The 15,674-nt window shown below is 70.1% G+C and carries 9 protein-coding genes and 1 tRNA gene; 4 read left to right on the forward strand and 6 right to left on the reverse strand.

From position 1 onward, the window contains the following. Window positions 1-40: 40 nt before the first annotated feature. Window positions 41-1,873 (forward strand): phosphoenolpyruvate carboxykinase (GTP), encoded by a 1,833-nt coding sequence (locus tag BJEO58_RS01435; RefSeq protein WP_101587061.1) that lies wholly within the window; start codon window positions 41-43, stop codon window positions 1,871-1,873. A 77-nt stretch (window positions 1,874-1,950) separates the two neighbouring features. On the opposite strand, the gene BJEO58_RS01440 is transcribed toward BJEO58_RS01435, so the two are convergent. The 4 genes from BJEO58_RS01440 to BJEO58_RS01455 form a co-directional block, all read right to left on the reverse strand. Further along, on the reverse strand, window positions 1,951-3,669 hold the full coding sequence (locus BJEO58_RS01440) for a 5-oxoprolinase subunit B/C family protein (protein WP_246075924.1): 1,719 nt from the start codon (window positions 3,667-3,669) through the stop codon (window positions 1,951-1,953). After that, window positions 3,666-4,418, reverse strand: coding sequence for a LamB/YcsF family protein (locus tag BJEO58_RS01445; RefSeq protein ID WP_101587063.1), 753 nt, complete (start codon window positions 4,416-4,418; stop codon window positions 3,666-3,668). The genes BJEO58_RS01440 and BJEO58_RS01445 overlap by 4 nt, the downstream gene beginning before the upstream one ends. A 43-nt stretch (window positions 4,419-4,461) precedes the next feature. Further along, window positions 4,462-4,791 (reverse strand): transcriptional regulator, encoded by a 330-nt coding sequence (locus BJEO58_RS01450; protein WP_101587065.1) that lies wholly within the window; start codon window positions 4,789-4,791, stop codon window positions 4,462-4,464. A gap of 185 nt (window positions 4,792-4,976) precedes the next feature. Continuing rightward, window positions 4,977-5,064: transfer RNA gene (locus BJEO58_RS01455), tRNA-Ser, on the reverse strand. A 199-nt stretch (window positions 5,065-5,263) separates the two neighbouring features. Between BJEO58_RS01455 and BJEO58_RS01460 the strand changes: the two genes are divergently transcribed. Then, entirely contained in the window at window positions 5,264-7,372 is a 2,109-nt protein-coding gene (locus BJEO58_RS01460) for an LCP family glycopolymer transferase (RefSeq protein ID WP_101587068.1), read from the forward strand. A gap of 3 nt (window positions 7,373-7,375) precedes the next feature. After that, window positions 7,376-9,274, forward strand: coding sequence for an FAD/NAD(P)-binding protein (locus BJEO58_RS01465; protein WP_101587070.1), 1,899 nt, complete (start codon window positions 7,376-7,378; stop codon window positions 9,272-9,274). Between the two features lie 67 nt (window positions 9,275-9,341). Here BJEO58_RS01465 and BJEO58_RS01470 read toward each other — a convergent pair whose 3' ends face one another. Next, window positions 9,342-11,915, reverse strand: coding sequence for a YhgE/Pip domain-containing protein (locus BJEO58_RS01470; RefSeq protein WP_246075923.1), 2,574 nt, complete (start codon window positions 11,913-11,915; stop codon window positions 9,342-9,344). Then, on the reverse strand, window positions 11,915-14,665 hold the full coding sequence (locus BJEO58_RS01475; RefSeq protein WP_101587072.1) for an MMPL family transporter: 2,751 nt from the start codon (window positions 14,663-14,665) through the stop codon (window positions 11,915-11,917). Before BJEO58_RS01475 ends, BJEO58_RS01470 begins: the two co-directional genes overlap by 1 nt. Before the next feature lie 175 nt (window positions 14,666-14,840). Between BJEO58_RS01475 and BJEO58_RS01480 the strand changes: the two genes are divergently transcribed. Further along, the gene (locus BJEO58_RS01480) at window positions 14,841-15,560 is read left to right on the forward strand and encodes a TetR/AcrR family transcriptional regulator (RefSeq protein ID WP_101587074.1); all 720 of its coding nucleotides are present in this window, start codon (window positions 14,841-14,843) and stop codon (window positions 15,558-15,560) included. Window positions 15,561-15,674 lie beyond the last annotated feature (114 nt).

The raw sequence follows: 15,674 nt of genomic DNA on the forward strand, positions 1-15,674 counted from the left end.
CGGAGGACCCGGGGGCGTCCGACCCAGGAGATACCCCATCATGACCGTCATCGACCGTGGCTCAGTCGAAGACCTTCTCGTGAACGCGCCGACGAAGAACTCCAAGGTTCTGGACTTCGTCCGCTCGATCGCAGAACGTACGACTCCCGATGCAATCGAATGGATCACCGGCTCGGAGGAGCAGCGTTCGTCGCTCCTCTCCCAGGCGATCGACACCGGCACCATCGTCAAGCTGTCCCACCCCGAGGACTCGTACTACGCGGCTTCCGACCCGGACGATGTCGCCCGCGTCGAGGACCGCACCTTCATCTGCTCGGAGAAGGAAGAGGATGCCGGCCCCCTCAACAACTGGGTGGCGCCCGCAGAGATGAAGGGCATCCTGAACGATGTCTTCGCCGGCGCGATGCGCGGACGCACCATGTACGTGATCCCCTTCGTCATGGGACACGTCGACGCGACGCAGCCGATGTTCGGCATCGAGGTCACCGACTCCCCCTACGTCGTCCTCTCCATGGGGATCATGGCGCGCACGGGTGACGTCGCCCTCGAGGCGATCGACCGCCTCGGTGCCGACTTCGTCGAGTGCGTCCACTCCGTCGGCGCTCCGCTGGAGCCCGGCCAGGACGACGTCGCGTGGCCCTGCAGCTCCACGAAGTACATCACCCACTTCCCGGAGGACCGTTCGATCTGGTCCTACGGATCGGGCTACGGCGGCAACGCGCTGCTGGGCAAGAAGGCCTACGCCCTGCGCATCGCCTCTGCGATCGCCCATGACGAGGGCTGGCTCGCCGAGCACATGCTCATCCTCAAGCTCACCAACCCGGAGGGCGAGTCGAAGTACGTCGCCGCTGCGTTCCCCAGCGCCTGCGGCAAGACGAACCTCGCCATGATCGAGCCCAACATCCCCGGCTGGAAGGCCGAGACGCTGGGCGACGACATCGCGTGGATGCGCTTCGGCCCGGACGGCCAGCTGTACGCGGTCAACCCGGAGTTCGGCCTGTTCGGCGTGGCTCCGGGCACGGGCTACGTCACCAACCCCACTGCGATGACGGCGATCGAGGCAGGCGGCAACGTCTTCACCAACGTCGCGCTCACCGACGACGGCGGTGTCTGGTGGGAGGGCATGACCGACGAGAAGCCGGCGCACCTCACCGACTGGCGCGGCAACGACTGGACTCCGGAGTCGGAGACCCCGGCCGCGCACCCGAACTCGCGCTTCTGCACCCCGATCGCGAACGTTCCGACGATCGCGCCGGAATGGCAGAACCCGGACGGCGTCCCGATCTCCGCGATCCTGTTCGGCGGGCGTCGCAAGACGACCATGCCGCTGGTGACCCAGACCTCCGACTGGAACCACGGCGTCTTCATGGGCTCGATCCTCTCCTCGGAGACGACCGCAGCAGCCGTCGGCAAGGTGGGAGTCGTGCGTCGTGACCCCATGGCCATGCGTCCGTTCATCGGCTACAACGTGGGCGATTACCTGCAGCACTGGATCAACATCGGCAAGACCGATGGTGCCCGGCTGCCGAAGATCTTCTACGTCAACTGGTTCCGCCGCGCCGAGGACAACTCGTTCCTGTGGCCGGGCTTCACGGAGAACGCCCGCATCCTCAAGTGGGTGTTCGAGCGTGTGAACGGAACCGCCGATGCTGTGCAGACCCCGGTCGGCTTCGCGCCGGTCGCGGGCGGCATCGACCTCGACGGCCTCGACATCACCGAGGAGCAGGTCCAGAAGGCACTCGAGGTCAAGCCCGATGAGTGGGCTGAAGAGCTCCAGTCGATCGACGCGTGGTACGACGAGCTGGGCGAGCACGTCCCCGCCGAACTGCGAGCCGAGGTCGAGGAGCTGCGCGACCGCCTGGGCCTCAAGTGACGTCCTGAGTCCTCACGAACCAGAGGGCCATCCGCATCCAAGAGCCGGGATGCGGATGGCCCTCTTTCGTGCTCAGCTCATCCCTGCTCCGCCCCGTCCACCACGACGAAGCGCACGGAGGCGCCCGGCGACAGCTGGGCGAGGAGGTCGAGGTCCTCTGCGACGAGCGCGGCGATGACGGGGTACCCGCCGGTCACCGGACGGTCCGGACCGAAGACGACGGGTGACCCGCTGGGGGGCACTTGGACCGCTCCGGTCACCGTCCCCTCGCTCGCGAGCTCACCGTCGCGGGAGCGAGTCAGGGGCGCGTCACCGTCTGCGGGCTCCAACCGTGTGCCCACACGGTTCGACTGCTCCCCCACCACCCAGCGGATCGCGGCCAGCCGAGCGAGCTCGCCGTCGGCGAACCAGTCGTCGCGCGGACCTGCGACTGCGCGGAGGACCACGGACTCGGAATCCACAGACAGCTGTTCCGGCGCTTCGGAGCCGTCCGCAGACGGCCGCACGCCCGCGGCGGCTGCCCGCTGCTCGTCGCGCCGCACCCGTGCGGGGTTCTCCCTTCCCTGCTCCACGGAGGCTGCGGGGCCACGGGCAGGGACTGCGACCTCGGCGCCGGCGACGAGAGGGCCGGGCCCCAGGCCCGCCAGGACATCCGCCGAGGCCGAACCGACCTCGTGGGCTGCCGACACACCTCCTCGCAGCGCCAGATACGACCGCGCGAGGTCCGAGGCCGGGGCGAGCGCGAGCTCCTCCCCGGCTCGCAGCAGCTGCGGTGCGACGGTCGTGCCACCAGCCGCCCCGGCCACCGCGACGACCACATCGGCACGACAGGTGAAGCGTGCACCGCCCACGATCTCCAGGAGGGGCGCTCCGGGCAGGTTCCCCACGACCGCATTGGCGGCCACGGCTGACGCGGTGTCCGCTGCTCCCGACGGGGAGACCCCCAGGCCTCCGCGACCAGGGCGCCCCTCATCCTCGATGAGGGTGAGGAGTCCCGGGTCCTCGACGCGGAGCACTGTGCGGGTGTGCGAGGCGGAGTCGCTGTCCTCATCCACCGTGCGGACGACGTCGGGGGCAGCAGTGCGAGCGAAGCCGCGGACTGCGCGATAGCGGACGCTGTCGCCGGGGGCGAGGAGAGCGGGGCGCTCCGCCCCTCCGTCCCACAGCACCGCGTCGGTGCATCCGATGAGTCGCCATCCTCCCGGGCTGCGACGAGGGTAGGCCGCGGAGAAGGGCCCCGCGAGCCCCACGGCGCCCGGAGGCACTGCGGTGCGAGGTTCGGTGAGCCGGGGCACGTCCCACAGGGGTCTGCCGGCTGTGGATCCGTGGGCGTCGCCTGCGGGTCCGTGCGCGCCGCTCATCGGTGACTGCGTACCGGCTGCGGGACCTGCGATCGCCGCGCAGTATGCGAACCCGGGTGCGAAGCCACCGAACGCGGCCCGCCACACCGTCGTGGAGTGCGCCGCGACGAGCGCGTCGGTGCTCATGGCGAGCAGGCGGGCGGTCTCCGCGAGGTCCTCTCCGTCGTAGACGACGTCGAGTGTGTGCGCGCGGGGGGCGTCTTCTCCCGTCCGCGCAGGGGTGAACGAGGACAGGGAGGCGACTGCGGCCTCGGCGGCGGGACCGGAGGAGAAGCGGATGAGCACGGTCCGAGCAGCACCGACGACCTCGACCTGACCTCCCAGCGGGGCGCCCTGCAGTGCTGACTGCCACGTCATCGCCGCCGCGAGCGATCCGACGTCCACGAGCAGGGCGCGATCGCCCGCCGGCCGGATGTCCGGCGCGTCCGCGGTCACGCGAACCCCTCGATCCGAGCCCCCGCACCCAGGAGAGCCCGACGGATCGATCGGGCGAGCACGACTGCATCCGGCGAATCGCCGTGGACGCAGATCGATTCCGCGTCGACCCGGATCTCCGAACCGTCCACCGCGATGAGTGTGCCGCGGTCGGCGAGGCGGACGACCCGTTCTGCGACCGCCGCGGGGTCGGTGACGAGGGCCCCGGGCTCTGTGCGCGGGACGAGCGTTCCGTCTGACGCGTAGCCACGATCTGCGAAGGCTTCGCGCACCGGTCTCAGCCCGGCCGCTCGTGCGCGATCCTCGACGACGGAGCCGGGGAGCACCAGGAGGGGCAGATCACCGAATGCACGGACTCCGTCCACCACGGCACGCGCCTGCACGTCATCGTGCACGATGCGGTTGTAGAGGGCTCCGTGGGGCTTCACGTATGCGACTCGGGTGCCTGCTGCGCGGGCGAGGGCGTCGAGTGCCCCGATCTGGTAGAGCAGTTCGTCCGCCAGGACGCCGGGGTCGTAGTCCATCGGGATGCGACCGAAGCCGGGCTTGTCGTCGTAGGAGACGTGCGCGCCGACTGTCACGCCGCGCGCCGCCGCGGCCGCCAGCGTCCGAGCGATGTGCGAGGGGGTTCCCGCGTGGAACCCGCACGCGACGTTGGCACTGGACACGACCGTGAGCATGGCCTCATCGTCGCTCACGGCGACATCGTCGACCGTCTCGCCGAGATCTGCGTTCACGTCGATGCGCATGGCGGCCACTCCTCCGGCCCGGGGATCCGCACGGGGCGCCGGATCAGACGTCGTCTTCGTAGACCGGGCCGCCCTCGCCCTCCCACGTGTCGATGCGACGAGACTTCTCCGCACTGAATTTGAGGCGCACCCCCACGCCGCTGCCCGCACCGACGGTCGCATCGTCCGCGAGGAACACCGCCCCCAGTTCCTCGAGAGAGTGCTGGAGAGCCAGGCGCTGCTCCGCGGTGAGGTCGATGCGGCCCCGCTCGAAGTCCCGCACCTGCCCGCGGGTGAGATCCGCTCCCTGGCCGGTGGTCGTCGCCGAGGTCTCGACGAGAGCGCGAGCCGCCCGCGCGAGATGCGAGGTGAGGGTGAAGGACTGCTCCGTCATGATCGACTCCGTTCTCCACGATGAGTGTGCGTTCTGCGTCCCTCCAGTATGCGACACTGCGGGGCCGCTGCGCCGTCCGGCCGCACTGCGGTCTCATTCCGCTCACCGCGCTCATCCCGCGCACACCCGTGAAACGACAGATGCCGGGCATCGAATGAACGATGTCCCGGCAACTGGTAGAAACGCGGAGCCGGTGGGATTTGAACCCACGGTCCCCTCAGAGAGGACTCCACCTTAGCAGGGTGGTGCTTTAGGCCGCTCAGCCACGACTCCACTGCTGCGCACTCACGCACAGCGTCTCAAGAGTACACAACGGACGAGCCGCGCGGCAAAAGACGGGCGGTGTCACCAAAAGCTCAAGTTCAGTCCCTACTATTATTCGCGAGACACGTTGCCCCAGACACGCCCCATCCCGCCGGACGATCACCTCGACCGCGTTCCGTGAGGCGTGCCGCCCCGAGGAGACCCACCAGTGGCCGATGCCGACGACCGCCGCGGAGACGAGCGCCCAGGAAGTGACCCTTCCGCACACAAGCGCCCGCTGCGCGCGTCAGACCGTGCCCGACTCCGCGGCGAGGACGGTGTGCGGCGCGACGACTACTTCGGCGCCCGCGACAGCGATCTGGAGGCAGCTGCTGAGGAGGCGAAGCCCGCTGATGGGGCGATGCCTGCGGCTCCCCGCACCGGCACCGCTCCCTCCCACTCCCCGGCCGGCGGCCCCGCGCACACCCCCGCGGCGCAGTCTCCCACCTCCGATTCCGCAGCCGATTCCGCCTCGCAGGGCTTCACCTCCCGTCGTGCTCGCCGCGAGGCGCTGGCTCGTGAGAAGCAGTCGCCGCGCCCACAGCGGCGCAGAGGGACGGATGCCGCCGCCTCGTCTGCGACTCCCACGTTCGGCGACGAATCCCGCCCAACGTCCCAGCGCACGGAGGGCACTGCGGCGTCGGCCGGCACAGGCGCCGTCCCTGCCGCCGCCGCAGCAGCCGCAGCTCCGAGGACGGGGACAGCTCCGGGTGCGGGAGCAGCTTCCGCGTCCACCCGTGACGACGACCGCCCCCGCCACTCCCGCAGGGAGGGCGACGCGTTCCCCACCATCGTGAAGTGGACGACCCTCGGCACTCTGCTCCCGGGCCTCGGGATGATCCGTGGACGCTCCCGCACAGGATGGATCCTGCTGCTGGGATTCCTCGCTGCGATCGTCGTCGTCCTCGCCTGGGTCGTCTGGCGCTCCCCGCTCAAGGCGGTGGCCCGCGTCGCCGGCTCCCCGACCATCCTCTATGCGCTCGCGGTGGTCCTCGCGATCGGCATCATCATCTGGGGACTCACCATCCTGAGGTCCTACGCAGTGCTCCGGAGGGGCCACCGGATCACAGATCTGCAGACGTGGCTGGGATGGGGCCTCGTAGCCTCGCTCGTGCTCTGCGTCGGCATCCCCCTGGGCATCGGGTCCGCGTACTCGAAAGTCCATGCGGACGCCATCGTCGAGGTGTTCGGCCGTGATGGGAAGCAGGGAGTCGACATCGAGACCCTGTGGGGGAACCAGGAGCGCATCAACGTCTTCCTGATCGGTCGCGACAACGGCGACGGTCGTGAGGGCACCCGCCCGGACACGATGCTGGTCGCCTCGATCAAGCCCCACACCGGCGACACGACCCTCATCAGCGTGCCCCGCAACCTCAACAGCGCCATGTTCCCCGAGGGCTCCATGCTCGCAGAGCGCTTCCCCGAGGGCTTCAACGCGTTCGGCCCGCAGGAGAGCATGATCAACGCCGTGTGGACCTGGGCGGAGGAGTACCCCGAAGACGTCGGCGAGGTGCCCGAGGCACTCGATCCGGGCATGGAGGCCACGATGCAGGCGGTCGAGGGATCGCTGGGGCTGGGCCTCGACTACTACGCGAGCGTCGACATGCAGGGCTTCGAGGACGTCGTCGACGCGATCGGCGGCGTGGAGATCGATGTCGAGCGTCCGATCCCGATGGGCGGCGGCACGAACCTCAACACCGGCATGAAGAACCAGATCTACGGCTGGATCGACCCGGGAGAGCAGAAGCTCAGCGGACAGAAGGCGCTCTGGTACGTCAGGTCCCGCGACGGCTCGGACAACTACGACCGCATGTGCCGGCAGCAGCGGATGCTCAAGTCCACCCTCGACCAGGTCGACCCGCAGGAGCTCGCGATCGCCTATCCGAAGCTCGCGGGCTCCGCCGGCCGGAACATCCTCACGGACATCCCGCAGAGCGAGGTGAGTGCCTTCGTCGAACTGGCCGCCGCGATACAGAGCGGAGTGATCAAGTCCGCGCAGATCAACAACGACGTCACCTCGACGTACAGCCCCGACTATGAGGTCCTCCACGAGTGGGTGGACGAGCAGATCACTGCTGCCGCGCCCAGCCAGGCGGAGGAGCAGCAGGCTCCTGAGACCGAGGAGACCGAGGAGTCCGAAGCAACCGAGGAGACTGAGGAGTCCGAGCCCACGGAGGCGCCCATGCCCGGCGTCGAGAACGACGCGGGCAAGTGCTACCCGGAGGGCTACGAGCCCGGGTCCGGCTGGCCCGGCTGGCCCGGCCCCGAGGAGTCCTGACCGGTGACCGTCCCCCTGCGGGTCGGCATCATCGGTGCGGGCCCCCGCGGCCTCACCGTGCTCGAACGGCTGGTCGCCCACGCCGTCGATGCCGGCTCTCCCCTCCACATCCGGATCGTCGACCCGTACGCGCCCGGAGCCGGTCGCGTGTGGCGGACGGACCAGTCTCCGCATCTGCTCATGAACACCGTCCTGGAGGAGCAGACGGTGTTCCCCGACGCCGCCTGCGACGTCGCACACGGCGGGACGGGCCCCACGATGGCGGAGTGGGCGGAGTCCGCACCGCCCGCGGGTCGGTTCCCACAGCGACGCGACTACGGGCGCTACCTCGCCTGGAGCTGGGAGCAGATCACGGCCTCAGCCCCGGACCACGTGGAGATCGTCCACGAACCGTTCGAGGTGACGACGATCCTCGACGCCCCGTCCGACGCGCAGACGCTGCGGCTGTCCGACGGCCGCTGCGTCGACGTCGACGCAGCGGTCCTCTGCGTGGGCCACATCCCGGCCGCCCTGAGCGATGAGCGCACTCGGTGGCGCCGCTTCGCCCGCGACGCAGGTCTCGCGTACCTCCCTCCGGGCCTGCCGGCAGAGACGCCCGTCGACACGCTGCGGCCGGGCGAACCTGTCCTCATCCGCGGATTCGGACTCAACTTCTTCGACCTCCAGGCCCTGCTGACCCACGGCCGCGGAGGCACATTCCGCCCCGCTCCGGAGCGCGGTCCCCTCGCACTCACGTACACGCCCAGCGGCGACGAACCCATCCTGCTCCCGGGCTCGCGCCGCGGCGTCCCCTACCGCTCCAAACCGATCACCCCGGCGCACCCGCTGCCGGCTGACCCGGAGCAGCAGCTGCGGTTCTTCACGCCGGAGACGATCGCGCGACTCCCGCTGCACGGCGACGGACTGCGCTTCGACGCACAGCTGTGGCCGCTCATCCTCGCGGACCTGCGCTCCGCCTGGTACTCGACGCTGGCCCGCACGCGCCCCGATGTGTTCGCGGAGGACCCGTCGAAGCTGCTGGGCGCTCTCGCCACCGGAGTCGAGCGGGTCGTGGCAGAAGGCGCGGCGCACGAGTCCGAGCGGTGGCACATCCGCGAAGAGCGCGTGCTGCGGGCAGAGGTGATCGCCGCCGAACCCCACCTCGTCTTCACCATGCGCCGCCTCCTCCGCCCCCTGGGCGATGGGTCGTTCCCCGACCGGGGATCGCTGCGCGCCGCACTCATGGAGTTCCTCCGCACGGACCTGGAGGAGTCGCTGATCGGCCCGGCGCACTCACCGCTCAAATCGCTGTTCCCCGTCCTGTGGCAGGCCCGCGCCCTGCTCAAGGAGCTCGTCGTCGACGACAGGCTCGCCCCGGCGAGCTTCATCCGTGAGGTGCGCGGCTGGTTCGAGGACTTCGTCTCCGGACTGTGCGACGGGCCGCCACCGCAGCGCTTCGCAGAGCTCATGGCCCTCGCAGAGGCTGGACTCGTCGACTTCGCGGGCCCGCAGGTCCGCATCACCACGTCCCGCCCCGGGGAGCCCGGGGCCTTCATCGCGACGAGTCCGGCTGCGCCGGGCTCGCTCCGCGCTCGTGCACTCATCGACGCGAGCTCGCCCGCGAACCGCGTCCAGCAGGCCGACGACTCCCTGATCCGGGGCATGCTCGACCGCGGCCAGCTGTGCGCGGCGGCGCACGACCTGGAGGACGGCACCCGCGTCCCGTCCTCGGGACTCGCCGTGACCGGCTCCCCGTACCGCACTCTCGACGCCCAGGCACGCGTGCACCCCCGTCGCTACTGCCTCTCACTCCAGCTGTCGTCCGTACAGCTGGGCCTGGCCATCGCGGCCAACCCGGACACCGACGCGCAGACGCTGCGCGATGCGGACGCCGTCGCCCGCGCCGTCCTCGGACTCGACTGATCCGTTCCCGAGGTGCCTGTCGCCTCACTGAGCGACCGGCACCTCGGGAGCGGTCCGACGGCCCTGCTCAGGCGCCGCTGCGGGACAGTCGCGCCAGCCCGCTGCTGCCGGCCATGCGACCGCGCACGACAGCGCTGAACGCGCCGACGAGACCCAGCACGAACCAGCCCAGCAGTCCTCCGAACGCAGCTCCGACTCCGGGCGCTCCCGCGGCGAGCGCGGCCACCCCGTTCATCGCCGGGGTGAGCGGGAGGAATGGGGCGACCGCGTCGAACCATCCGGGCACGGCGCCCACCAGTCGTCCGGCCACCGCGAGCACGACCATCGCCACGGCGAGGATGCGCCCGACGCCGCCGAACAGCGCGGTCAGTGCGAAGGTGACGACGGCGAAGGTGAGCGCCGCGAAGAGCAGCAGGACCAGCAGCGGAGCGAAGTCGAAGACCGGGAGCCCCAGGACGGCATGGGCGAGGACCGCGAGCACCACCGACTGGATGAGGCCGACGAACAGCCCCGGCCCCAGGCCGACGAGGAGCACCTGCCACGAGGGGGCACGTGAGGTGAGCGCCCGCGCGGGCACGGCTCGCACGATCGTGTACGTGATGAGCGCACCGACCCACATCGCCATGATGACGAGCAGCGCGATCGTCGATCCCTGCGTGAGGCCGGAGAAGCCGTCCTCGTCGCCTCCGATCGCCTGCGACACGGCCTTCGAGAGATCGTCGCGCTCCTCCTCCGAGTAGCTGGGCACCTCCTCGGCACCCTCTTCGATGCCGTCAGCGAACTCGCCGGTCCCGTCCGCCAGCTGCTCTGTTCCATCCTGCAGCTGAGCCGTGCCGTCGGCCAGCTGCACCACACCGTCGGTGTACTGGCCCAGGCCCACGGTGAACTCGTCCGCGCCGGTGCCGAGCTCTCCTGCTCCCGTCGCGAGCTCACCCGCGCCGTCGGCCAGCTGTCCTGCGCCGTCGCCGAGTTCGCCCACGCCGTCTGCGAACGCGCCGGCCCCATCGGCCAGCTCCCCCGCGCCGTCGCTCGACTGCTCCACGCCCTCGGCCACCGGCCCCATGCCGTCGGCCAGCTGCTGGACGCCGTCGGAGAGCTCTCCGGTCCCTTCGGACAGGCCGGAGGCGCCGTCCCGCAGCTGCTGTGAGGCCTCGAGCAGCTGCGGAGCATTGTCGGACAGGTCCGTCATGCCATCGGCCAGCTGCTGGACGCCGTCCTGGGCCTCCCCGACGCCGCTCGACAGCTCGTCGGCACCGTCCGCGACACCGGACGCGCCGTCGTTGAGTGACATGCCAGTGGCGGGGTCCTGCTCGTCAAGACCGGTCGCAGCACCTCCGAGTCCGCCGGCCAGGCCAGAGGCGAACCCGCGGAGGAAAGTGTCCTCGCAGGTGGCGGGCTCTTCAGCCTCTCCGCACAGCCGGCCCACCTGGCCCTCGAGCTGGGCGGCCTCGTCCGCACCCACGACACCCGCGTCCACGAGCGTGTCCACGGTGAGCGGCGAGGTCGACTCCGCGAGTCCGCCAGCGCCCTCAGCACCCTCTTCGAGCCCGGACTGGTACTCCTCCAGGCCGCCGGCCACGCCCTGGGCACCGTCGGACAGCTGGTCGGCGCCGTCGGCGAGCTCGCCCAGGCCATCGGCGAGGTCCTGGACGCCTCCGTCGTCGCCGTCACCGGCGAAGCCGCTGAGGATCTCGTCGATCCCCGTCGTGTATTCATCGACCCCGCTGCTCAGGTCCCCTGCACCGCTGTCCAGGTCGGACGCGCCGTCGGCCAGCTGCTGCGTCTGGTCGGGCAGCTCCTCCACACCGTCGTGCAGTTCGCGCAGGCCGTCGGCGAGGTCGCCGGCACCACCGGCCAGCTCCTGCGCGCCGTCATCGAACTGTCCGATGCCGACCGACAGCGCGCTGGCCCCATCGGAGAGCCCCGTGGCGCCCTCTGCGATACCCCCGACACCGTCGTTCAGGGCACCGGCACCGTCAGTGATCTCACCCGACGTGTCGGAGAGCTGCCCCGCACCGTCGGACAGCTCGCCCACGCCGGAATCGAGTTCATCGGCACCGGTCGCAAGATCGCCCGCGGCGTCGCCCATCTCGCGCATCTGATCGCCCATGTCGTTGAAGCCCACGAAGACGCCGTCCAGATACTGCTCGGACCACATCTGGTTGAACTGTGAGGTCGCAGCGGACGTGATGGCCTGGACGATGACGGTGTCCGCCAGGGGGGACGTCCGCGAGCTCACGACGTCGAGCGTCGCCTGCTGCACGGCCGTCGCGTCGTCCCGTGTCCCGGAGGCCACGGACTCGGAGAATCCCTCCGGGATCGTGACAGAGGCGGCGTAGCGGCCGTCGGACAGCCCAGCGGCGGCGTCGTCCTCGTCGGACAGCACCCATCGGATGTTCTGCTGCGCATCGGAGTCGACGAGGCCCGCGGCCAGCTGGCGGCCCAACGGCACCTGCTGCCCGTCGATCTCCGTTCCGTCGTCGCTGTTCACGATGGCGGCGGTGACCTGATCGAGTCGGTCACCGGCCTTCCACGTGGCGAAGACGAAGCCTGCTGCGATGAGGACGGGGACGAGCACGAGTCCCACCAGGGTGAGCCAGGTGACCCGCTTGTCCGAGTCGGCGCGTTCGAACATCGCCATCAGTGCGTACCTCCGGTGGAATGGGCGGCGAGGCGGTCCGCCTCGAGATCGAGCTGTGTGCAGAGGACCTGCGACGGGATCATCCAGTCGGCCCGCTGGTCGACGAGACCCAGGACGACGGCGGAGCCGTTCTCCACGGCCGCGCGGACGAGGGCCTCCGTCGCCGCCGCGGTCTCGCGGTCATGGGCGCGGTCGGCGTGGTCCAGGACGAGGAGCGCGGGCGGGTTCTTCGCCATCTGCCGCATCGCGGCCGCGTCGACCATGAGTCCCGCGTCCGGGGAGTCGAGCGTGAGGAAGGGGACCTCGCGGCGGATCTTCCGGTTCTCCTCCGGGACCACCAGACCGGCGACCTTGAGAGTGCCGTGATCCGGGACGATCCTGCCGGAGAGCGTCAGGAGCAGCGCCGACGATCCGTGCCCGGATACTGCGAGCACGTCCCCGGGAGCCACTGCGACGTCGAGATCGGCGTAGACGGGCGCGCTGTCCGCGTGCTCGAGCGTGAGGCCCTCTCCGTAGGCGGCGTATGCAGCGTCGGCATGGGGCCAGTCGCGCAGCGCGACCTGATGGACGAGGCCCTCGCCCTCGACATCGACCTTGGGCAGAAGACGGTCCAGCCAGCGCGGCAGTGCCCAGGCCCTGTCACCCAGGAGTGCCAGCACTGCCGGCACCAGCGTCATGCGGATGAGGAACGCATCGGTGAACACGCCCACGGCGAGGCCCAGGGCGATCGACTTGATGATCGGCTCGCCGGTCGGGACGAACGCACCGAACACGGCGATCATGATGACCGCGGCAGCGGTGACGACCTTCGCGGAGGTCGTGAAGCCCCTGACGATCGCCGTGCGCGCGTCTGCGCCGTGGACATACGCCTCTCGCATCCCCGTCACGAGGAACACCTCGTAGTCCATCGCCAGGCCGAACAGGATGCCCATGAGGATGATCGGCAGGAAGCTGATGACCGGTCCGGTGTCCGTGATCCCGAGGGGTCCGGCGAACACACCCTCGTGGAAGACGAGGACGACCACGCCGAACGCGGTGATGACGGACAGCAGGAAGCCCACGGTCGCCTTGATCGGCACGACGATCGAGCGGAAGACCACCATGAGGAGCAGCAGCGAGAAGCCCACGACGAAGATGCCGAACGGCAGCAGTGCGCCGCCCAGCTGGGCGCTGATGTCGATGGCGAGCGCGGTCGCACCGGTGACGGCGATCTGGTGGCCGTACTCATCGAGCAGCTGCGGTTCCAGCGCGCGGATCCTCTCCACCGTCGCCTCCGTCTCCGGTGCGTCCGGCGCCGTCGTCGGGATCACCTGGATGATGCCGGTGTCCGCGCTGCGGTTGGGCGTCGCCATGACGACCTGCTCGACGCCCTCGACGGCTTCGATGTCCTCGCCCATCGCCTCGATGTCGCCCACCGGGTCATCGGACGAGATGATGTCCGCCGTGACGACGAGAGGACCGTTGAAGCCCTCCCCGAACTCGTCTGCGATGAGGTCGTAGGAGACCTTCTGCGGCGTACCCTCCTCTGCTCCCCCGCCGTTCGGCAGCGCGAGCTGGAGCTGCGACGCGGGGATCATGAAGAGGCCGAGGCCCACGACGATGATCGCGATCGTGAGAGCGGGGACCCTGATGGCTGCCCGCACCCAGCCGGAGTAGAAGCGATGGGCGAGCGAGGGCCGGGGGGCGACAGGGGCAGCGCCGACGGGGGCAGCGGCGGCCTTCTTCTGCGAGGGCCGGATGCGGTCCCCCGCGAAGCCCAGCAGTGCGGGCAGCAGCGTGAGTGAGACGGCGACCGCGATGGCCACGGTGACTGCCGCGGCGATGCCCATGACTGCGAGGAACGGGATGCCGGCCACGGACAGTCCGGTGAGCGCCACCATGACGGTGACGCCCGCGAAGACCACCGCGGAGCCGGAGGTCGCGTTGGCGCGGGCAGCGGCCTCGTCCGCGGGCAGGCCCTCTTCCAGGAATGCCCGGTGCCGGGACACGATGAAGAGCGCATAGTCGATGCCGACTGCCAGCCCCAGCATCAGCGCGAGCATCGGGGTGGTCGAGTTCACCGTGAAGAACGCCGTCGCGAGGACGACCAGGAGCAGCCCGATCGCCACGGACAGCAGCGCGGAGATCAGCGGCATGCCGGCCGCGCGCAGAGAACCGAGGGTCACGAGGAGGACGACGAAGGCGACGATGACGCCGATCACCTCGACGATCGACAGATGCACTCCCGTGGCGTTGAAGAGCTCACCGCCGGGAGAGCCCTCGGAGCCTGCGGGAAGATCCGCGATGAGCGCGTCGACCGCGCTCTCCAGGTCTGCCTGCGTGGTGTCCGGCAGATTCTCGACGGACTCGTCGTACTGGAGCGAGATGAGCGCTGCGGAGCCCGCGTCGCTGATCGTGCCCTCGACCGCCTCCGCGAAGGGGGACGTCGCCGACTCCACGTGGTCGAGTTCGCCGAAGTCGTCCACCGCGTCGTCGATCCGCTCGCGGTACGGGGCCTCTTCGATGCTGTCACCGTCCGCGGCGACCACGATGACCTGGCCACTCGCGCCGGAGACCTCCGGGAAGGTGAGCGCGAGGGAATCGAGCGCCTCCTGCGCCTCTGAGCCGGGCAGCTCGAAGTCGTCCTCGAAGGACTGGGCGAAGAGCGCCACCGAACCGAGGATCACGGCGAGCAGCACTGCCCAGACGGCGACGACGCTCCTGCGGCGGTGGAAGCACGATCGACCGAGGTCGTAGAGGAACGAGGACAAGGGGCCCCTTTCGCACAGCGAGTGGAGAACGGTCGAGACAGCCTCGATACAGAACTGTATCGGATACAGTCATGTATTCTGGCGGGTGTTTCGCACCGACGCAAACTCGCGTGGCAGACTCACTGCTGCCGCACAGGACCGCTTCGAACCGCCCTACCGACCACCGAGGGGATCCGTGACCATCAGCCAGCGCCGCCAGCGCACCCGTTCCGCCCTGCAGGACGCGGCCCTCACCGTCTTCGCCCGCCGTGGTGTGGCCGGCGCCTCGATCGAGGAGATCTGCGAGGAGGGCGGGTTCACCCGCGGCGCGTTCTACTCGAACTACGCGACGAAGGACGAGCTCGTGCTCGCGCTCATCGACGAGGAGTTCGCACTGGCGGTCGCAGGTGCATCGGACCTCAAGGATCGACTCGACGGCGACCCGGACCGCCCGACTGCCCGCGGCCGCGCGATCAGCGGCGCAGAAGCGGGCGACGGCGACACTGCCGACAGTCCTGCGGCGCAGCGCGACGTCCTCCGCCACGCGCTCGAGCAGTTCCGGTTCCCGTTCTCCAGCACGCCCACCCGGATCATCGCGATGCGCGACATCGAGGTCCACTCCCTGCGGCACCCCGAACTGCGGATGCGCCTGGACGACGTCACGCGCACGCACAAGGAGCGCCTCTACACGATGGTCTCCGACATCCTCACGCACTACGGCGCCCGGTCGACGGTGCCGCTGCGCACGCTCGTCGACATCTGCCACAGCTGCTACGACACTGCGGCGAAGGACGCCGTCGTCGCACACCCCGACGCCGACACCGTCGACGTCGACCGGTCCATGCTGCTCACCGTGCTCGTGAGCTTCGTCGAGTTCCCCGAGGACTGCGGCAGCACGGACAGCGCGCCGTCCTGACGGACGCCGCCCCGGCTCCCGTGCTCTGCCGACTGACGCGCTGTCCCAGCGATCGGGGCGACCGGGCGACGGGTCGGCCGGTCGGCGGGGTGCCCGGTCGGCGGGACGTCCCGA

Origin of the sequence: Brevibacterium jeotgali (assembly GCF_900169175.1) — a bacterium.
Classification (GTDB): Bacteria; Actinomycetota; Actinomycetes; order Actinomycetales; family Brevibacteriaceae; genus Brevibacterium; species Brevibacterium jeotgali.

Coding starts and splice junctions, on each gene's coding strand:
- BJEO58_RS01450 (WP_101587065.1), bottom strand. CDS start 4,791: ATGACGGAGCAGTCCTTCACCCTCACCTCGCATCTCGCGCGGGCGGCT.
- BJEO58_RS01470 (WP_246075923.1), bottom strand. CDS start 11,915: ATGGCGATGTTCGAACGCGCCGACTCGGACAAGCGGGTCACCTGGCTC.
- BJEO58_RS01445 (WP_101587063.1), bottom strand. CDS start 4,418: ATGCGCATCGACGTGAACGCAGATCTCGGCGAGACGGTCGACGATGTC.
- BJEO58_RS01435 (WP_101587061.1), top strand. CDS start 41: ATGACCGTCATCGACCGTGGCTCAGTCGAAGACCTTCTCGTGAACGCG.